The sequence below is a fragment of the Cryobacterium levicorallinum genome (assembly GCF_004402405.1).
GTDB classification, from domain to species: Bacteria; Actinomycetota; Actinomycetes; order Actinomycetales; family Microbacteriaceae; genus Cryobacterium; species Cryobacterium levicorallinum.
In genome coordinates this window covers 227843-246200 of record NZ_SOFE01000023.1, presented here as the reverse complement: position 1 = coordinate 246200, position 18358 = coordinate 227843, and the positions used below count along the sequence as shown (strand labels likewise).

Below are 18358 nucleotides of genomic sequence, written 5' to 3'. Positions count from 1 at the left end.
GGTTGACAGAGAGGGTTTCGGTAGACAACTTGAGTGCCGACAACATCGGAATCTTGGTCTTTGAAAGCCGGGATTTGATTTGAGAGTTTCCAAGGCAGCCATTCATCATCATCGAGAAGAGCTACGCATTCCCATGCGCATGTGGCACCTCCGCGGTTTCGAGCGGCCCACCGCGCTTGCCACCCCTGTGTAGAGCGTCACATCCACACCCGCGATCAAAGTTTTGTCAAGGACTCCATCCGGTAGGTCACCAACGACAATGAGTTCAATCGGACCAAGGGTAGTCCTGTGCCCAGACCGAGGCGATGGCAAGGTACAACTCCTGCCTCCCGACCGTTGGGACAATAACGGAAACTCCCGGGTAACTCGGCGTCATGGTGCGCTTCTCTCCTTTTGACCCTGCAGTTTATCTCGCTTCTCAGCCGAGTCCCCCACCCGCCCGGGACTAGGGGCCTTGTGGCCATTCATGATGACAAGTGACAGCGGAATCCATGACAATCCATCGATAGCTGCAGGGTTCCAAACCACCTCAAGCAGTCCCAACACGAGAAAGACTGAGCCAAGGACAACTCCCGGAGCGAGGTCACCGTCATGGCGCAGTGACGAGATCATCGCTTGCCTGATGAAAAGCACAAAGACGACCAGAGCGATGGCGCCACCGGAGAAAAACAGAAATATATAGAGGCTGTGTGCGCCTAGGTTAGACGGCAGGAGTCCGGTCTGCTGGTTGATCACCCAGCCGTCCACCCCAAGGCCAACTACTTCGTTACCAGTGAGGACTTCAAGCGCTCTCCCCCAAACCCATGCTCGTCCAGTGAAATCGCTAGGTTTGCTTGTAAATGCAAAGCATGCCGCGATGAAGACAAAGACAATGGGGAATACGGTGAGAAACATGCGTTTAACCAGGCTGTCAACGCGTCCCGAACCAGTTTTCACCACTCTCTTACCAAGCCACAGGACCATCGCGGCAGTTAAGGCTGCCAGCAAGGCATATTGCGCAGTGCGTGACTCAGTCGCAAGTAGCCAAAGAATTGAGAGTGGAAGTAGGTATAAGGATCGTCTAAGGCCAAATGTGACAAGGTGCAGAACTGTGACGAACGCTACTTGCAGCCCCATGAAGTTCTCTGAGGAATAGAGCCCCGTAAGCATGCCGTCAAAAACACCACACTTCGTTAGGTCGCAAGCTCGCCACACCTCGTCTGCGAAAGGAACCATTAGTCCAGGAACAGCAAGGGCGAAGGTGATCATCACAGAAAGCATCCGCCTATTGAGCGGTGAACGCCCCTGAGTAAGGAGCAACGCAATCCAGATCAATCCGGGCGCGAGCCGAATCAAGAGCGCACCTTCATCCACAGCAGTGGTGTTCTGCACAATGTTGACCCCGACTAGCCATAACCACAACATCAATACGAAGACCACTGATGACACTGAGATGGCATGTACCGGGGCGACGCACTTGCTCACGAGTGGGGAGAGAAAGCCAAGGATCAGTGGGAGTGTGTAAACCAGCTTATATACGGTCACATCGGCTAGGAATTCCATGTCCCCAAGGAATGCACCTATGCAAAAAATTAGCAGCCCAAACGCGGTCCAACGAGTGGATCTATTTCGTAAAAATCCCACGATCTCGGGAACAAGACGAACAATCACAAGGAGAGAAAGCCCGAAAATGCCGAGCTCTACTAATGTGTGTGCCATTTGGTTCTATAATTTCTGGATTAGCAACTCTTAGGATTCCGGACGTCTGCAACCTGCTGCAGCTAAAAGACCCTCAGGGAAACCATACAGGAGGGTTGCGTCCCCTCGAGTGGTGTAGATCCCCGCGAGCTCGGTGATCTAGGCCGAGGCGTCTTGGGTGCCGCACTCTGAAATAAGCCGAACTCGGCTTAACCGCGACCGAGGCTCGCAATACACCTTGGCCGACCTCCAGGAATGGTTGCGCCCGTCAAGTTATTGAGACAATCTGATGTGTTTTTCTTCTACGCCGCAGCCATCTGGCGGCGGTCGCGATGTGCGGCCAGCGCGGCCGCGGGTTGCAACCCTCCGTTGTGCGAATGAGGTCGACGCCGGTTGTACCAAGATTCGATGTATTCCATCACCGCGGTCCTCGCGGCGAGGTGGTTGTCGAAGTCCTGCTGGTAGTACATCTCCGTCTTCATATGTGAGAAAAAGCTCTCGGCAACAGCGTTGTCCCAACACACGCCGACGGCGCCCCTCGACTGGGTGATGCCGTTCGCGGCGCACCACTTTTGGAAGTCGCCCGAGGTGTATTGCGAGCCTCTGTCGCTGTTAAGCCGAATTCGGCTTAACAGCGATTCTCTTTAGCGGCCTGGCAGTGTCTACGACGTAGCGTTTCTGCCCTTGTTCGACCGTGGTGGACATGTTCTCTTGAGCGTGTCCGAGCGTGTCCGAGCGTGTCCGAGCGTGTCCGAGCGGGGTCAGTTGGGGCGTTCTTCACCCCCGACCGGGGCTGTGGCGACCGCGGTGGCGCGAGCGTTCGGGAGTGTCGGTGGCTCGTCCTACGGTGGGGCTATCAGGACGAGGAGGTCGAGATGCGAGTTCAGCTGGTGGTGATGCCGGATGGTTCGCAGTCGTGGACGGTGCTCGACGACGATGGTGAGCCGGTGCCGACGGTGGAGGCGTTTTTGGCGCACTTGCAGGCGTTGGACCGGTCACCGACGACGGTGCGCACGTACGCGACGAGCCTGAAGATGTGGCTGGTGTTCTTGAGCCGGATCGGCGTTGTGGCTGATGCGGCCACGATCGATCACGTCTCACGTTTCGTGGCTTGGTTGCGTGCCCCGGCGGAGAACGTGACGGTGCTGGCCGGTGGCATGGGCCGCTGCTGCCCGGCGACGGTGAACAAGCATCTGGCGGCGTTGTTCGCTTTCTACGACTATCGGGCTCGTAACGGGGTGGAGCTGGCTCAGGTGTTGGTGGCGTGGCGGTCCTCGAACCGCGGCGGCTACCGCCCGTTCCTTCATCACGTCACCGCGGGGAAGCCGGTGGCCACCAGGCCGCTGCGGTTGAGACAGGAGCGTCGGTTGCCCCGCACGCTGACGGACGAGCAGGTCCTTACTCTGATCGAGGCGTGCGAGCATCTGCGTGACCGATTCTTGCTGGTTCTTCTCGCAGAGACGGGCATGAGGGTGGGCCAGGCTCTCGGTCTGCGACACGCCGATTTCGTTTCGCATCGCCGCGAGGTGCGCATCGTTCCTCGCCCAGACAACGCCAATGGTGCCCGGGCGAAAACCCTGGACGTGCATACGCTCCCGATGTCTGCGGGGTTGGCTCGCCTCTACACCGCCTACATGTTCGAGGAGTATGGCGAGTGCGAGTCGGACTACGTGTTCGTGAACCTCTTCGCCGAACCGTGCGGCCGCCCGCTGCGGTACCAGGCGGTGTATCAACTGGTCCGTAAGCTGCGTGCGCGCACCGGGATTGACTTCACCTTGCACATGCTGCGTCACACCCGGTCAACCGACTTGCTGCGTCACGGGGTCGGGGTGGAGGTCGTGGCCCGGCTACTGACCCACCGCTCCTCGACGACGACCTCGCAGACCTACATTCACCTGGACGTCGGGGATCTTCGCGCCGAGCTGGAACGCTGCAACGCTGCAACGCGTGGACGAAAGCTGACCCCTCGTGAGCGACATGATGCCCGCCAGCGCGCTGCAGCGGGTGCCGGGTGCGGGGCAGGAATTGGACGAGCGTTACGCCGCCGACGTCTGGCATGCCGGAGCGCTGGGAGTGCCCGCTGCCCGCGGCCGGGACTCGGTCGCTTTCGCCGGCATCGAGCAGGCATGGCTGCGACAGGCCGCGAAACGCTGGGCTCGGCAGCGACTTTCGACCGGCACGCGTTCAATACGATCCGTGCCGGCGCGGCCGCGCTCAAACGTTTCTCGGACTTCATCGCCGGCTGCGCCCCGGCGGCCGTGCAGCCGCAGCAGATCGACCGGCCGCTGCTGGAACGTTACCTGGCCTGGCTCGCCGCACAGCCGCTGGCCGACTCGACCAAGGCGCTGTCGCGGGTGTTCCTGCGGGGCTTCCTCGAAGAGAACCGCCGCCACGGCTGGGCGCCTGCCATCCCCACCACCGCGGTGATCTATCCGGATGAGCTGTCCAGCCGCCGGCACAGCCTGCCTCGCTTCATTCCCGAGTTCGTGATGAGTCAGCTGGAGAACACCGATAACCTCGCCCAGCTGGAGGCGCGCTACCAGAACCTTGTTGTGCTGATCACCGAAACCGGGCTCCGCGCCACCGATGCGTGCACCCTGGGATCCAACCCGCTATTGGTCGACAGCGCGGGCTGGCCATGCCTGCGCTTCACCGCCTCCAAGATGCGCGCCGAACATCTGCTGCCGCTGTCGAAACGGGCCGCCGAAGCGATCCGCGCCCAGCAGCGCACGGTCACCGAAACCCACCCGGACGGATCGGAATGGCTCTTCCCCTCCCGCTTCGCCCCGGATCTGCCGGTGCCCTACGACACGCTACGACGGGCGTTCACCATCTGGCAGCAACGCATCGGCCTGCACGACGAGGCCGGCCGCGCCGTCCACGTCACCATCCACCAGCTCAGACACTCGCTCGGCACCCGACTGATTAACGCCGGAGTGCCGCAGCACGTCATCCAACGCCTCCTCACCCACGCCAGCCCGGAAATGACCGCCGTTTATGCCCACATGCACGACAGCACCATTCGGGCCGAGTTCGAACGCTACTGCCTGACCCGCGTCGACGTCGAGGGCCGACGGCTCGGCTTCGACCCGAGCGCGGTGACAGCAGACGCCGAGTGGGTCAAACACCGCCTCGCCCGGGCGACCGACACCCTGCCCAACGGGTACTGCGGCCGGCCGCCGCAACAGGAGTGCCCGCACCCCAACGCATGCCTGACCTGCCCTGACTTCCAGACCACCGTCGAGTTCCTGCCCATCCACCAGCAGCAGGCCGACCGCACTCGCGAACTACTCACCGTCGCCGAAGACTCCGGCCGGCAGCGCCAAGCCGACAACCACGGCAAGGTCCTGTTCAGCCTCGACAAGATCATCGCCTCGCTGGAAGCCCTACGTCCGCAGAACGACGGCCATGTCTGACCGTGTGCAACGGCTACGCGATGCGGCGCAGGCCCGCCACAACGCGACCTTGCACAGGGCCGAGCACGTGGTGGAACGTCTCACTCGCCGCGGCGCGCCAGTCACCTACCGTCACGTCGCCGAGGCCGCAGGAGTGTCCCGCTCCTGGCTCTACCGCCAAGACAAGCTCCGCCAACAGATCGACGAACTACGCAGCCGGCCTGCGACCACGGTGTCAGCAGCAGTGCCGTCCGCCGAGCGGGCTACCGCCGACTCGCTGCGCCAACAGCTCCACACTTACCACGAAGAGGTCACCCGGCTGCGCGCCGAGAACCACGAGCTGCGCGAGCAGCTCGCGCGCCGCCTCGGTGTCGAACGGACCGCCGCAATCACCAGCCGATCATGAGCTCCAGCTCGTCCATCGAGGACATGTCCACGACGTCACAACCCCACAAACACCAGTAAGACAACGAAACCGATCAAAAGAACTCCGATTATGCCGAGGAGGGGCTGTCTCTTAAACGGTGTTTCCGGCCTGACGCGCTGGTCGTGGGTCTGGCGGGAAAGGTGCCGTGATGACGACACTTGATGCTGTGACGAAGAAGACGAAAAATGAGCCCACCCGTGAGGCGGTGGCGGCGAGGGAATGGGTGCGCCTGGCCAAGGAGCAGTGCCTGGCTCTGGACGGGCCTGAAGGGCTGCTGGGCCAGTTCACGAAAACGTTCCTGGAGACGGCTCTGAACGAGGAAATGACTGAGCATCTTGGTCATGAGAAGAACCGTGCCCCGGACGAGCGTGACGAATCCAACGTGCGCAACGGGACCCGGCCCAAAACGGTGATCAGCCCCTCGACGGGGCCGGTGACCATCCAGGTGCCTCGTGACCGGGACGCCACGTTCACTCCGGTGATCGTGCCGAAACGACAACGCCGTTTGACCGGGGTCGATGAGATTGTGCTGTCGTTGTATGCCCGCGGCCTCACGACCGGGGAGATCAGCGCGCACTTCAATCAGATCTACGGTGCGCAGGTCTCCAAAGAGACGATCTCTCGCATCACGGACAAGGTGATCGAGGAGATGCAAACGTGGCAGTCCCGCCCCTTGAACGGCGGGCAGTTTCTACTGGTCGTTGCGAATCCCGAGCAGGGAGAAACCAATGGTCAGATTTGCACCGAACAAGATGCCGGCAGCGGTTAAGCGTCGTTACTTCGTATTGATTCGACAGGGCCTGTCGGGGTCTGAGGCGGCCCGACAGGTCGGAGTGTCGCTCAGTTGCGGATCGTTGTGGTTCATCGATGCTGGCAGTATGACTGTCGTCGAACGCGTCCCCATTAGTTCTCGCTATTTCTCTCAGGACGATCGAATCGAAATCGGAGACGGCCTCGCCGCAGGCGAAGCCGTGAAAGGGATCGCTGTCCGGATTGGGAAAAGTTTTCAGAGCGTCTATCGAGAGATTGCACGCAACCGCAAGGCCGACGGCACCTACCAGCCGTGGTTCGCCCATAACCAAGCCCATTTGCAGCGCAAGCGGCCGAAGATCCGCGTCTTCGAGGAGGTCCCAGCTCTTCGAAGCATCGTCGCGGTGAAACTTGCGAAACGATGGTCGCCGGGTCAGATCAGTAGATGGCTGAGACGACGCTATCCGAACAAACTAACCTGGCACGTCTGTCCTGAGACTATCTACGACGGTGTGTATCGCGGGCTGATCAGCGTAGCGACGCCGGCGAGCCTGCGCACGGGACGCACGTACCGGCACCGTCGCGGGCGCGGCAGATCCAAAGACGGTTCACTGAAGCAGTCCACCAAAATGTGCTCCATCCACGAACGCCCAGCACACGTCGAATCCCGGCTCCAAGCCGGGCATTGGGAAGGAGACCTCATCTTGGGCACCAGTAACGGCCCAGCAATTGCCACGCTCGTGGAACGCAAGACCCGCATGACGATCCTCGTCTTCCTCCAAAGCGACCACAGCGCACAAACCGTCGGTGACGCACTCATCGGTGCGTTCTCGAGCCTGCCGTCGTCGCTCCGGCGCACGCTGACATGGGATCAAGGCAACGAAATGTTCCATCACAAGCGCATCGAGACGAAGACTGGGCTTCGTATTTACTTTGCCGACCCGCACTCGCCGTGGCAGCGAGGGACTAATGAAAACACCAATGGGCTCCTGCGCCAATACTTCCCGAAGGGGACTGACCTCAGCCAGTGGGACCACGATCACCTCAACGCTGTGGCCGACGAACTTAACGGTCGACCCAGAGCCTGCCTCAAAGACCGCACACCCCACCAGGCCATGAGACGATTAGGACACAGAACTAAGGCACACACGATTCGCAACGACCCCTAGAAACTGCCGCGTCTACGCGGCGATCTTCATTGATGCGATCGTCGTGAAGATTCGGGATGGGCAGGTCGCCAACCGGCCCATCTACGCGGCCATCGGCGTGACCCTGGACGGCGAGAAAGACATTCTCGGGTTGTGGGCCGGCACTGGCGGTGAGGGCGCTAAGTTCTGGATGTCTGTGCTGACGGACATCAAGAACCGTGGTGTGACCGACACGTTCTTCCTGGTCTGTGACGGGTTGAAGGGGCTGCCCGAAGTTGTCGGGAACGTGTGGCCGTTGACACGGTGCAGACGTGCATCATTCACCTCATTCGGAACACGTTCAAGCTGTCCTCGAAGAAGGATTGGGATGCGATGAAACGAGCGGTGAAACCGATCTACACCGCTCCGACCGTTGACGCCGCACGGGCAGCATTGGACGATCTGACCGAGGTCTGGGGGAAGAAATACGGTGCGATCATCCGGTTGTGGGAGTCGGCGTGGGAAGAGTTCACCCCTTTCCTGTCCTACGATCCCGAGATCCGCCAGGTGATCTGCTCCACGAATGCGATCGAGTCACTCAATGCCCGGTACCGGCGGGCGGTGCGTGCTCGAGGGCATTTCCCCACGGAGCAGGCCGCTCTAAAATGCTTGTATCTGGTCACGCGAAGTCTCGATCCCACCGGTGAGGGCCGAGCTCGTTGGACGATGCGCTGGAAGCCAGCTCTCAACGCCTTCGCCATCACCTTCCACGACCGCTGGCCGAACGCAGAATCCTACTAATGAAAAACGCCGGAAACACCGTTAACGAGACACACCCAATCTGAGTGATGGACGAGCTGGGAGAGGTCGCGGCCTTCACGCTGCCGGGTCCAGATCCCCATCGAGCGCGTCGAGCGCGAGGCGCGTGTGCATGCTGGTGGACAACTGCCAGCCGACAACGCGGCGGGAGAACACATCGGTGACGAACGCCGCGTAGACCCAGCCCGAGAACGTGCGGATGTAGGTGATATCCGCCACCCAGAGACAGTTCGGCGCTGGTGCGGTGAACGCCCGCCGCACCAGGTCGTCGGGGCGGTCGCTGAGCGGTCCCGGAATCGTGGTCCGCGGAGTCCGGGTAATGCCGCGCAAGCCCTCGCGGCGCATGAGGCGCTCAACCGTGCAGCGGGCGACCGGGTGGCCATCGCGTTTGAGTTGGGCGTGGACCTTCCGCACCCGGAATTTGATGCTCCTATAGTTGTCAAGCTGCGATTTGGTGGGGTTGGTTTTCGTTGAGCCAGGCCCGGTAGCGGTGCAGGAATCGGGTGTCGCGAATGGTGCCGCGTTCGATGAGTGAGATCTTGCTGATCGCGCAGTCGAGGGCGTCGGCGACCTCGGTGAGGCTGAGCCCGAGGCGTTTGCGTGCGGGGCGCAGATCGCTGCTGTCCGCGGCTGGCTGCGGGGTAGTGATGAGGTGGAATACCTCGCGGGCGATGGCGCGCTTGAGGCAGCGGAGGATGTCTTTCTTCGTCTTGCCTTCGGCGGTGCGGCGGGTCGCGTAGGCGCGGGTTTCGGGGTCTGTGGCCAGGCGCACGATCGCGATCTTGTGGAGTGCGGAGTTCGCGGCCCGGTCGCCGCCGCGGTTGAGTCGGTGACGTGTCGTTTTCCCCGAGGAGGCAGGCAAGGGCGAGGCACCGCAGAGCATCGCGAAAGCTGCCTCGGAGCGGAGCCGGTCGGGGTTGTCGCCTGCGGTGATCAGCAGCTGCGCGGCGGTCACAGTCGCGATCCCTCGGGCTTGCACGAGAGCCGGGTTCACTGTGTCGACGAGTTGTGCGAGGTCGGTGTCGTGACCGGCGATCTCAACATCGAGCTGCTGATAGCGGGCGGCGAGGCGCTTGAGTGCCGTGCGGGTCCTGGACGCGACCTCGTCGTCACCGACACGTGCACGGGAGCCTGTCAGACGTGTGATCAAGCGGGTCGTGGTCAGGTCACGGAACTCGGTTCGGATGCTCTCAGGAGCAGTCACGATCAGCGATTTGAGTTGCACGATCACCTCGGTTCGTGCTTTCATCGCGCTGCGCTGCGCCGGGCCGCGTTGGTGACCCGGATCGCTTCCACGATGCCGGTGCCGGTCTTCGCGGCCACGGTGTTGTTGTTCGCCAACGCGATGTGCGCGGCGGCGTAGGCATCGATCTCGTCGGATTTGCCGCGCATCCGCCGTGTCTGCCGTGCCGGGCGGATCACCTCGACGACCTCGATGCCCGCCTCATGCAAGTGCCGGGTCAAGCCCGCCCCGTACGAGTTCGTGCCCTCCACACCGGCGCGCAGCAGAGCCCCGTGGCAGGTGATGAAGCCCTCAAGCGCGCGGTAGCCGGCGTCGGTGGTGGGGAACTGGGCGGCGCTGAGGTGTTCCCCGGTGACGGAGATCACGGCCGCGTAGTGCGTGTCCTTGTGCGTGTCCACCCCCGCGACGATCAGAGACTGATCGTTCATGGTGCACTTCCCTTCGTTCGTGTTTCAGAATGGGAAGTGGCGGCCGGGCGAGCAGACAAGACGTTGACGAGACCGGGTCGAAGAGGTCAAGCTCCTATGAGGTCATGCCCGCCCGGCCGACACTGTGACACCGCCCAGGCCAGACAGATCAAAGCAAAGACAGACCCCTCGCGGGGCCATCAGTCAAGTTGAGGGTCATGCCCTGAACGGCTGTTTCCAGTATCAACGTCAAGTCGAATGAGACCAGTGGGAGTTTAGGCGGCTAGTTCGAGCCCGTCGTTCTCGGTGGGTTTGGCGGCTGGTTTGTTGATCCATGCCGTCGCGGGAATGGACAGGATCTGCGGTGCCTTGGTCGTGCTGAATCGCTCTGGGAAGCGTGCGCGTGCCGCGTCCAACGTCGCTGCCCGTTCGACGGCCTTCGCGTCGGCGAGGCCGTAGTGGACGTCGGCTGGGGTGTTCNGAGACCGGGTCGAAGAGGTCAAGCTCCTATGAGGTCATGCCCGCCCGGCCGACACTGTGACACCGCCCAGGCCAGACAGATCAAAGCAAAGACAGACCCCTCGCGGGGCCGTCAGTCAAGTTGAGGGTCATGCCCTGAACGGCTGTTTCCAGTATCAACGTCAAGCTGTGTGGAGTCACTTGGCTTAGTTTTTGACGATTTTGTCGGGACGATGATTGATCCCGACGGTGCCGGCTGGGGCTGGGGTTGTGGGTCGTGCACGGAACCGTTCTGGATGCTTGTGCGGTGGTATCTCTGCAGGGCGAGGTCGCGCTTGAAATGGGCCCGTCGCCACGAGCCATCGTGGACTTCCAGCGGCGAGAACAACGCGATGCCGGAGTGTTTGTGGCTGGTGTTATACCAAGGCACGTAGTCGTTCAAGTGGTCGCGAGCGGACTCAAGGCTGTCGAATATTCCGGGGTAATTGGGGCGGTATTTCATCGTGCGGAACTCAGATTCTGAGTACGGATTGTCATTGGAAACATAGGGCCGATTGTGGGTCTTGGCAACGTCGAGCCCGCTGAGGAGAACGGCCAGCGCATCCGAGCGCATCGACGGGCCGGAGTCGGCGTGGACGAACTTCGGAGTGCCTTGCTCACGGAAAGCGGTCTCGAACATGTCCACCGCGAGATGGTCGCTCTCGCGGTCCTCGGCCCGGAAGCCGACGATTTTGCGCGACCAAATGTCGATGATCGAGTACGCCTTGAACGCCTTCCCCCGCCACGGAGAGTGCAGGTCGGTAATGTCCCACGACCACACGTGCATGGGTCCCGTCGCGATCAGTACCGGCTTGGCGCAGGGTGTTTTAGATCCCCGCCGGGTGGGCACGATGGGGTGGGCGCTCTGGTCCTCGATATCGGCCGCGATCCGCCACCACGACCGCCGTCCGGCCAGCATGACGCCCGCGTCCCAGGTGGACGCGAACGTGTGATCGACCGCGTTTCCCTTTTTCCAACCCGCCGTGATCTTCGTCTCGATCACGGCCCGATCGGCCGAGTCGATACGCGATAGATACGCGCGTTCCTTCTGCGGTATCGGTTTGAGCACCCGCGCGCGGGGCGCCTGCCGGTACTGCCAAGTGGAGCGGGCCACGCCCGTGATCGTCAACGCTTGACGTTGCGACCCCGTCGCGCGCGTCAGCTCCGCAACGAGGTCGTTCTCCAACGTCAGGAACTGGATGGATCGGGTGTCGTCGGGGTGGCTGCGGGCTCTTCCTCGCTCATCGCGTGCAAGAGCCCGATAGCTTTTCCCAACGCGGTATTGGCCTCCTCCAACTCGCGCACACGACCACTCAAACGTGCGACCTCAGCCGCCTGCGCTTCGCGCTCCGCAGCACGCAATTTCGCCAGCGCCGTGCGTTTCTCCGATGGAATAGTCATCTGACTAGCCTCTCGCGGAATGAGCCCGCGGTCGAGATCGCCAGCGAAAACCGCGTCGCTCCACCGTCTCAACGTGTGCGACGAGACCCCGCGCTCCACGCGCCAGGCAGTCTTTCCTCCGTGCACGATCGCGTGGTACTCATAAACAAACTCGCGAATCTCTGCCGTCGTGAACCCTGGGCTGATTGACATTTCTCTGCTTCCAGCTGATCGTGAACTGACTCACAACCAGCTTGACGCAGAGGGGACAGGGCATTTCCTCCACGATGTGAGGTTACAACGATACTCTCCGCGTGCTCCTCCAATGTGGGCACGGCGTTGTGAAATACATCGCAGTATTGACTGAACACCGCCGGTGTCCCGTTGACCTCCGAAGTGGGGGTTTTGAGCTTTTGCGATTTCCCAAACCGACTAGTTAGCAGTTACCGACGCTCTAGGCATTGTGCCGCGTGATGTGTCCGGCGGATGCTCGACTCTGCTGATCGTGTCGCCCTGTGTCAGGGTCCCGGGTCTACAAGCCCTGCTGGCGCAGCAGTTCAGGAATACGCTCGCGGAAAGGGAAGAACCCGCGCGCGGCGTAGGGCCAAGCGAGCGTGTCCCAGCGCCGCCTGACGATCGTGACCGTTATTCCCTCCGAGGCGAGAGCGGCGCCGAGCGTCAGCATCCGTTGCTGCACCGGGCCTACCGGTGCGTTCGGCATAACCACCGTATCGAGGCGTTCGGACTCCGCCCACTTCAGAACCGTGGAGGGGAGCGCGTCGGGAAGCACTCTCGCCGGTCGCCCGAGGGCGTCTAAGGCCCGCTTGGCAGCGTCATCGAGGGCTGATGCCGTGAATCGCCGCACTGCATCCGAGGCGCCGGAGGGCGAGCGCTCGTCGGGATCGGTGGATCCGGCGATAGCCACGAGTCGGCTGTTCGAATCCAACCAGGAAAACTCGGCGCGCAGGCTTGCCGCGTCCAGATCCTCTTCGTGCAGCAACAGCCCCACTCGGGCGCCTAATGGGGTGGACTCGGCGGGAGCAATCGGTGCCCGCGTTGGCAGTGGCTCTTCGATGATCGCTCGTGCCGACGTGGCGAGTCCCGATGGCGAGAACCGGCCCTCGGTGTAGCGAGAAATGTTCGATGCCGTCGCGAGGTAGGTCTTTCCGGCTGTCTGGAGCCCGGCAACCCACCGCCAGGAGAGCGTGTTGGAGGCGGCATCGCCATCAAGAAGGTGTCGATAGAAGAAGTCCGCACCGAGTTGCCACGGCAGGCCGAGCGTGAAGATCCAGATGCTCGCAAACCACATGCGGGTGTGGTTGTGCAGGTATCCGGTGTCCACAAGCTCACGCACCCACGCATCCATCGCATCAATGCCGGTGTGCCCAGCGATGGCTTCGCGGTAACCTCCGGAGCGTGTGTCACTCGCGAGCCCGAGCTCGGCCACATCGCGGCGATACCGTCGCCACACCTCGGGATTCTGTTCGAGCCATCCCTTCCAATACGTCCGCCAGAAGACTTCCTGCACAAATTTCTCGCATGCACCGAACCGATGCCGTTCAAGCACAGCCGAAACCACTTCACGCTCGGTCAGGAGTCTGTGGCGGAGGTACGGAGAGAGACCGGAGACGTTTTCACGGGAGGGTCCAGTGTCGTGATTGCGGTCTCGCGTGTAATCTAACCCCGCATGAGGGACGAACAGGCCGAGGGTTTCGAGGCCGACAGCTCGGGTAGGAGTGAACATCCCTCTCATCATGCACCATGTGAATTTGAGAAGGTCCCGGTCGGCCCCCTGGGGCAACCCAGAACGGCGAACTCAACCGGTCGTCGCAACGAATTGTTGAATTCGCCGCCAGACTGCGCGACAGATCTGGGGCCAAACCGCCCGGCGGCCGCGCCTGCTGATGCCGTGTCACTCGGGGACGTCGAGCGACACAGTTTTTTGGGCCAAAGCACCCGGTGGCTGAGTGCGCCGACGCTGTGTCACACGGGAACCTCTTGCGGGACACACCCCATCTCGAGAAAGCTTGAAGGCTTCAGGATGAAATTACGAGGATGACCGGGGCAGATTCCTCAGGGCCTCCACAACGCTCGGTACCGCCGACTCGGACCCAATTGAGCGTCACGTCCTCGTCGGCGAGGACAATCCCACTCGCTGAGAACGCACGGAGTGTCACATTTCTCGGGGACGACATGCTGAGGGCGATCTCCCACGAGTGGTCACTGATCTTGGAAGCAAAATACGGGAGCTCCACTGCACGAGGATCGGGCGTGTACGTCGCAAGATCCTCCGGTCCCAGCACCTCGCCCGGAGCCGACTCGTCGGAATGCGACTGGCTTGGAGCAGGGGTGGAACACTCACCGTCTATGCACAGCTGCACGAGGCTGACGTCATCCGTTTCGCCGTTGAGCGTCACGGTGAGCGTGTTGGCCCACCCTATCGCCGGGCACGCATTCATCATCGGACCCGAGCATCCCACCAGTACTGCGCTTGCGATGAACGCAGCGCCAAGACTGACTAGACGCTTTCCCGCCGTGGCCAGTCCTGTATTGGCCATGTCGCCCCCGTTCGCTCCCTACCACTGAGGGTAGCGGAGCCATTGGTCGTGGCGCTCGCAGTCTTCATCACCGTCTGTGGTTGAACGCGTTCTAATCCCCGTCGGCTAGGGCGCGTGCAGCACGGCTTCCCACGGCGGCGCCATAAAGCACGAAGACGAGCAGTCCAACGGCCCCAATGAAAATGGATGTGAGCGCGAACGGCAAAGAAAGAGGAACTACACACGGAAAAGCAAAGGCAATCGCGCACCAGCCGGCCCACTGGGTCGGCCGTTTAGCTGCTTGATGTGCGGTGAGCCACGCACTATCGCTCGCCATGGTCACGGGAAGACGAATGCCGGCAACCGGATTGCGTCTAAGTCGTCCGCTGGCTGCAGCCTGCGCCATCCAGAGCACCAGCACGCCAGAGCCCACCGAGACCACGAACAGCACCAACCTCGCTATTGTCTCTTCGCCCATACCTTCACCCTACGGTCTGCGTCATCCGCCGACCAAGCGAGTGCATACCCGTTAGCGGAACGCTGTGCGGGCGATTATTCGTGAACGTCGACTTCTGGTGTGCTGAATTTGTTCACGGGTCGGATCAGCGCCACGCGCGGCCAGGCTTCGAGCCGTAGCGCAGTTTTTGTATCCATCCGAGTGCCCATTTCCTAGAGACGAGATACCCAAATGGAAGGCCGGTTGAAGTCGACGGGCTGCCCGATGATCCGGCAAGCCAAAAATGAGTGGTGTTACGCGCTGTGTCTAGGGTTTTTCCATTGTCCATTTACTCACTCATCGAGAAGTGCAAGCAAAGTTCCTCGATACTCGAGGAAGGCGGTTCGACCTCGCGGGGTGATTCCAAGATAGGTGGCCGTGGTGCGCCCCTGGATGGTCTTCTCTTGAGTGATATAGCCAGCGTCCTCAAGCTTGCGCAAATGCACCGACAGGTTGCCGGCGGTGATATCGAGAATCGAGCGAAGCTTTGGGAAAGTTACCGAATCTCCTTCGCCGATGGCGTTCAGCACAGTCATAATGCGCAGGCGGGCGTCCGCGTGAATAACGGGATCAAGAGACGTCTTCATCATCAGTTCAGCCTGTTTGTGGTTCGACGGGCCGCGATGACCGCTCCGATGAAGAGAACAGCGCAGGCAGCGAGCCACCCGACGAGGACAAACGGGCCAGGGCCGATCAGCAGCGTTCCCACGTTCGCCACAAGTAGAGCGATGCCTTGGAAGAAGATGGACCGGTCAAGGAATGCGGCACCGGCAGTGGCGAACAAGACGCCGACGAGAAGGGTCGCGATCACGCTAGACAGCCAAATCACCGTGGCGGACTCGAGGTAGAGCCGCAGAAGAGCGACGACGATGAATCCGACACAGATCATGCCGGAGGCCCAAGTCAGCCCGTAGAACATACCTCGACGGCGGGATTCGCCCCGTAGTCCCTTCCCTGCGTGGGCACCCAAAGCCGCGGAAATCGCGGCGCCAGCCGCAGTTAGCGCCGCGAAAATCGTGAGCGCAAGCGGCAAGCTCATCGGTAGCCATCCGAACAGCGCAGCATGCACCGCGAGGTAGCCCAGGGTATAAACCGTGCCCCACAGCAGATACAGAATCGGTGGATTAGGGTTTGTGGCGCGGCGGACGCTCGCCTCACTCTGGCGCAGCGCAGATAGCGCCGAGCCAGCATCAAAAGCTGGAGTCTGCTGAGTCATGTCGTTCCCCGATCGAATTTTGGTTGTAAATTACAACCAGTTTGAATTACAAACCTTACGAAGTCAAGGGCCGCTCGATACAACTGCCCGATGAGTCTCGGAACCGACCACACCGAATCACATGGACCCCTTCAGCCGTGCGGACTGTGTCGAAGTACATGAGGCCAGTGGATGTTGAGTCGGCGAGTGATAGCCCGTCCTTCTCGGGGGCGTGTTGGTCCAAGCCGTCGCGGGAACGGACAGGATTTGCGGAGCGGTATTGATGATGAACTGCTCGGCGCGCGCGTGCCACGTCCAGCGTCGCAGACCCAACCTTCAGCGCGTGCGGGTTGACCGCCGACCCCCAACGGGAACTGCCCCGCGAAGACGGGACCACACGCCCCATCCGAGCAAACTTGCCCTGACTTACCCGTGCCGGAAAGAAATCTCGCCAAAGCACGGCGATTGAGCTGTTCCCGCCGTCCTCACCAAGGAGACGAGGCTGCCTCATCCGGCCGACTACGACAGCTGCGCGGATCGCTGGCATTGAACTGCGGTTCGGCCGGATATAGCCTGACTCCGTCGTGACGGAGAGGGCCGTCAGATGAGAACGTTGACGTATAGTTCGTGCGTCCGCTGAACACCGGCGGCCGTATAACCAACATCGAGCTTACGGTTCCCGAGAGTCAACCCCTGCTCTGCAGCCCAGTCATAAATGCTCTGGAAACCGCCTGTGATGGTTGCCACCGAACCCACATGCCGGTGGTGGACGAATCTTCCACCGGGCAGGAGAGCCACAGTCATACCATCAGGCACGGGAGCATCGGCCGCGACAGCTATTGCTCCAATAGTCTCGCGGTAAAGGCCGTCGCCTAAATGGTTGCTGGCCTCGACGAAGACGCTGGCGCCTGAGTTGGGCAGCTCGTCTTGACGTGAAAATAACTCGCGCCAGGCCGCAGGCATCTCGGAGCGTAGCTGGCCGAAGTAAGCGACAACTTCGATTCCGATGACGGCAGTCTCACCAAGTTCAACAATCTCCATCGATGCCTTCCTAGCTTGGCCCCGAACGATTTACTCGTTTACCCGAAAGATAAACGGCCTCCCCACTCTAGCCAGAGTGACTGTTGCCGGTTTGACGGACTGACTGGTCGAATCCGGATCCGCAGGCGGAGGGTCATCAGACAGAAAGGTCACTTCGACAGGTGCACACAACATTCCAATACACGACTGATCCCACAGGAGAAAAAACTGAAATACATGCACTTCCCTTCGACGCTGACAGACGCACCCGCATCCAGTTCGGGAAGCTTCCAAACCGGATGCGCGGCAGGCGCGCTCGCGAAGCGCCGGATGGACGGCAATGACAACTACGACATTTCAGAGGGGAAGTGCGATGGACAAGGACTGCTGCCAGACGTCCCGCAAGCCGAACCCTCAGTAAGACAGCGACCTTATCCGGACACACCGCGGATATCCACCTCACGGCGGCTAGGTCTTGGCTCGGCAGATTGGTGGTGACCTGACTTTTCGCCGTTATCGCGCGTCGGCTGTTCCGAATCCGGCTCGTTGTGCCCGTTCGGGCACCTCCGCCAGCTCCTCGAACACGGTTATCTGGAGCCCGGCGGGTGCGTCGAGCCGGGAATTGAGTGATCGCCACGGTGTCTCGCGTGGTTCACCAATAATGGTGGCCCCGGCCGCAGCCAGTTTGGTGGTGACACCGCGTCCGTCGGTTACCTCAAATGCAAGCCGAATGCCCGAACCTTGGCGTTCCCCGGTCTCGACCTGGTCGATCATCCGGTTCTGCGCTGGGTTCGAGATCTCCAAAGTCGCGCGGCCGGCATCCAGAATCGAGACACGCGCGCCATTATCGCCCTCGAAGGCGACCTGTTCAGGCAAGCCCAGAGTGTCGCGGTAAAAGTTAATGGCAGCGTCGAAGTCCTCCGCCTCCACAATGACGCGAAGCTGGAGGACGCTGGCAGAGTCGTTCGTGTGTGTACTCATGACCGCTACACTAAAACCTGACATCAATGTGAAGGGCAAGCGGCTGATGAGAATTGGCGAACTGGCCAAAGCAACCGGCGCAAGCCCGAGATCACTCCGATACTACGAAGAGCAGCATCTGCTCTCCTCGAACCGTTCGACCAGCGGTCAACGGTTTTATTCGAGTGCAGCGCAAGAGAGCGTACTTCTTATTCAGCGTCTATATCAAGCTGGCCTGTGCAGCTCCCTAATCGCAGAACTTCTTCCCTGCATCACGGATCCTGCGGCACGAACACCCCTGCTGCGCGAGCGACTCATCAGCGAACGGGCACGGATCTCAGCACAAGTCGACTCCTTGCGCGAAACGCTGGCCTCCCTGGACGCCGTCGTGGGCGCACTAGGAACTGACGACCCTTCCAACTGACTC

At 61.3% G+C, this 18358-nt stretch carries 14 protein-coding genes and 6 pseudogenes; 6 read left to right on the top strand and 14 right to left on the bottom strand.

The features are described 5' to 3' along the window. Positions 1 to 372: 372 nt before the first annotated feature. Both E3O11_RS13210 and E3O11_RS13205 read right to left on the bottom strand, forming a co-directional pair. The gene (locus E3O11_RS13210; protein WP_166787586.1) at positions 373 to 1542 is read right to left on the bottom strand and encodes a hypothetical protein; all 1170 of its coding nucleotides are present in this window, start codon (positions 1540 to 1542) and stop codon (positions 373 to 375) included. 437 nt (positions 1543 to 1979) lie between these two features. Then, a pseudogene (locus tag E3O11_RS13205) lies at positions 1980 to 2291 on the bottom strand (integrase core domain-containing protein); the annotation flags it as partial. A gap of 261 nt (positions 2292 to 2552) precedes the next feature. Between E3O11_RS13205 and E3O11_RS13200 the strand changes: the two are divergent. From E3O11_RS13200 to E3O11_RS13180, 5 genes and pseudogenes are all read left to right on the top strand, one after another. Continuing rightward, on the top strand, positions 2553 to 5093 hold the full coding sequence (locus E3O11_RS13200; protein ID WP_092453218.1) for a tyrosine-type recombinase/integrase: 2541 nt from the start codon (positions 2553 to 2555) through the stop codon (positions 5091 to 5093). Beyond that, positions 5086 to 5478 (top strand): DUF6262 family protein, encoded by a 393-nt coding sequence (locus tag E3O11_RS13195; RefSeq protein WP_092453215.1) that lies wholly within the window; start codon positions 5086 to 5088, stop codon positions 5476 to 5478. Before E3O11_RS13200 ends, E3O11_RS13195 begins: the two co-directional genes overlap by 8 nt. Positions 5479 to 5644: 166 nt before the next feature. Further along, positions 5645 to 6268: a transposase gene (locus tag E3O11_RS13190; protein ID WP_277871282.1), complete on the top strand. Its 624-nt coding sequence runs from the start codon at positions 5645 to 5647 to the stop codon at positions 6266 to 6268. 109 nt (positions 6269 to 6377) lie between these two features. Next, the gene (locus tag E3O11_RS13185; protein ID WP_198415599.1) at positions 6378 to 7418 is read left to right on the top strand and encodes an IS30 family transposase; all 1041 of its coding nucleotides are present in this window, start codon (positions 6378 to 6380) and stop codon (positions 7416 to 7418) included. A gap of 10 nt (positions 7419 to 7428) precedes the next feature. Beyond that, positions 7429 to 8177, top strand: a pseudogene (locus tag E3O11_RS13180) (IS256 family transposase); the annotation flags it as partial. A gap of 99 nt (positions 8178 to 8276) precedes the next feature. Here the strand turns inward: E3O11_RS13180 and E3O11_RS18815 are convergent. The 12 genes and pseudogenes from E3O11_RS18815 to E3O11_RS13120 all read right to left on the bottom strand — a co-directional run. Continuing rightward, a pseudogene (locus tag E3O11_RS18815) lies at positions 8277 to 8471 on the bottom strand (DDE-type integrase/transposase/recombinase); the annotation flags it as partial. 42 nt (positions 8472 to 8513) lie between these two features. Then, positions 8514 to 8609 (bottom strand): annotated as a pseudogene (locus E3O11_RS18810) (IS3 family transposase); the annotation flags it as partial. Between the two features lie 190 nt (positions 8610 to 8799). Then, positions 8800 to 9866: pseudogene (locus E3O11_RS13170) on the bottom strand (IS110 family RNA-guided transposase); the annotation flags it as partial. A gap of 254 nt (positions 9867 to 10120) precedes the next feature. Next, a pseudogene (locus E3O11_RS18270) lies at positions 10121 to 10324 on the bottom strand (hypothetical protein); the annotation flags it as partial. Between the two features lie 113 nt (positions 10325 to 10437). Next, the gene (locus E3O11_RS13160; RefSeq protein ID WP_092448993.1) at positions 10438 to 11529 is read right to left on the bottom strand and encodes a DDE-type integrase/transposase/recombinase; all 1092 of its coding nucleotides are present in this window, start codon (positions 11527 to 11529) and stop codon (positions 10438 to 10440) included. A 2-nt stretch (positions 11530 to 11531) separates the two neighbouring features. After that, positions 11532 to 11744 carry a hypothetical protein gene (locus E3O11_RS18265; protein ID WP_134469815.1) on the bottom strand — a complete coding sequence of 71 codons (213 nt, stop codon included), beginning with the start codon at positions 11742 to 11744 and terminating at the stop codon, positions 11532 to 11534. A 511-nt stretch (positions 11745 to 12255) separates the two neighbouring features. Then, entirely contained in the window at positions 12256 to 13467 is a 1212-nt protein-coding gene (locus E3O11_RS13150) for an FAD-binding domain-containing protein (RefSeq protein ID WP_092448995.1), read from the bottom strand. 905 nt (positions 13468 to 14372) lie between these two features. Further along, the gene (locus E3O11_RS13140; protein WP_092448997.1) at positions 14373 to 14738 is read right to left on the bottom strand and encodes an SdpI family protein; all 366 of its coding nucleotides are present in this window, start codon (positions 14736 to 14738) and stop codon (positions 14373 to 14375) included. A 311-nt stretch (positions 14739 to 15049) separates the two neighbouring features. Continuing rightward, a complete protein-coding gene (locus E3O11_RS13135) occupies positions 15050 to 15346 on the bottom strand; it encodes a transcriptional regulator (protein WP_092448998.1) in 297 nt (98 codons plus the stop codon). Continuing rightward, positions 15346 to 15972 carry a hypothetical protein gene (locus tag E3O11_RS13130; protein ID WP_134495572.1) on the bottom strand — a complete coding sequence of 209 codons (627 nt, stop codon included), beginning with the start codon at positions 15970 to 15972 and terminating at the stop codon, positions 15346 to 15348. The genes E3O11_RS13135 and E3O11_RS13130 overlap by 1 nt, the downstream gene beginning before the upstream one ends. A gap of 579 nt (positions 15973 to 16551) precedes the next feature. Next, a complete protein-coding gene (locus E3O11_RS13125) occupies positions 16552 to 16992 on the bottom strand; it encodes a GyrI-like domain-containing protein (protein WP_092449000.1) in 441 nt (146 codons plus the stop codon). A 492-nt stretch (positions 16993 to 17484) separates the two neighbouring features. After that, positions 17485 to 17952 carry a VOC family protein gene (locus E3O11_RS13120; RefSeq protein ID WP_092449001.1) on the bottom strand — a complete coding sequence of 156 codons (468 nt, stop codon included), beginning with the start codon at positions 17950 to 17952 and terminating at the stop codon, positions 17485 to 17487. Between E3O11_RS13120 and E3O11_RS13115 the strand changes: the two genes are divergently transcribed. Then, a complete protein-coding gene (locus E3O11_RS13115) occupies positions 17951 to 18355 on the top strand; it encodes a MerR family transcriptional regulator (RefSeq protein WP_241994725.1) in 405 nt (134 codons plus the stop codon). The genes E3O11_RS13120 and E3O11_RS13115 overlap by 2 nt on opposite strands. Positions 18356 to 18358 lie beyond the last annotated feature (3 nt).

What these genes read in the sequence shown, in the direction of transcription:
- E3O11_RS13125 (WP_092449000.1), bottom strand. Translation starts at nt 16,992, where the DNA reads ATGGAGATTGTTGAACTTGGTGAGACTGCCGTCATCGGAATCGAAGTT.
- E3O11_RS13200 (WP_092453218.1), top strand. Translation starts at nt 2,553, where the DNA reads ATGCGAGTTCAGCTGGTGGTGATGCCGGATGGTTCGCAGTCGTGGACG.
- E3O11_RS13120 (WP_092449001.1), bottom strand. Translation starts at nt 17,952, where the DNA reads ATGAGTACACACACGAACGACTCTGCCAGCGTCCTCCAGCTTCGCGTC.
- E3O11_RS13195 (WP_092453215.1), top strand. Translation starts at nt 5,086, where the DNA reads ATGTCTGACCGTGTGCAACGGCTACGCGATGCGGCGCAGGCCCGCCAC.
- E3O11_RS13135 (WP_092448998.1), bottom strand. Translation starts at nt 15,346, where the DNA reads ATGATGAAGACGTCTCTTGATCCCGTTATTCACGCGGACGCCCGCCTG.
- E3O11_RS13115 (WP_241994725.1), top strand. Translation starts at nt 17,951, where the DNA reads ATGACCGCTACACTAAAACCTGACATCAATGTGAAGGGCAAGCGGCTG.
- E3O11_RS13185 (WP_198415599.1), top strand. Translation starts at nt 6,378, where the DNA reads ATGACTGTCGTCGAACGCGTCCCCATTAGTTCTCGCTATTTCTCTCAG.
- E3O11_RS13210 (WP_166787586.1), bottom strand. Translation starts at nt 1,542, where the DNA reads ATGGAATTCCTAGCCGATGTGACCGTATATAAGCTGGTTTACACACTC.
- E3O11_RS13140 (WP_092448997.1), bottom strand. Translation starts at nt 14,738, where the DNA reads ATGGGCGAAGAGACAATAGCGAGGTTGGTGCTGTTCGTGGTCTCGGTG.
- E3O11_RS13150 (WP_092448995.1), bottom strand. Translation starts at nt 13,467, where the DNA reads ATGTTCACTCCTACCCGAGCTGTCGGCCTCGAAACCCTCGGCCTGTTC.
- E3O11_RS18265 (WP_134469815.1), bottom strand. Translation starts at nt 11,744, where the DNA reads ATGACTATTCCATCGGAGAAACGCACGGCGCTGGCGAAATTGCGTGCT.
- E3O11_RS13130 (WP_134495572.1), bottom strand. Translation starts at nt 15,972, where the DNA reads ATGACTCAGCAGACTCCAGCTTTTGATGCTGGCTCGGCGCTATCTGCG.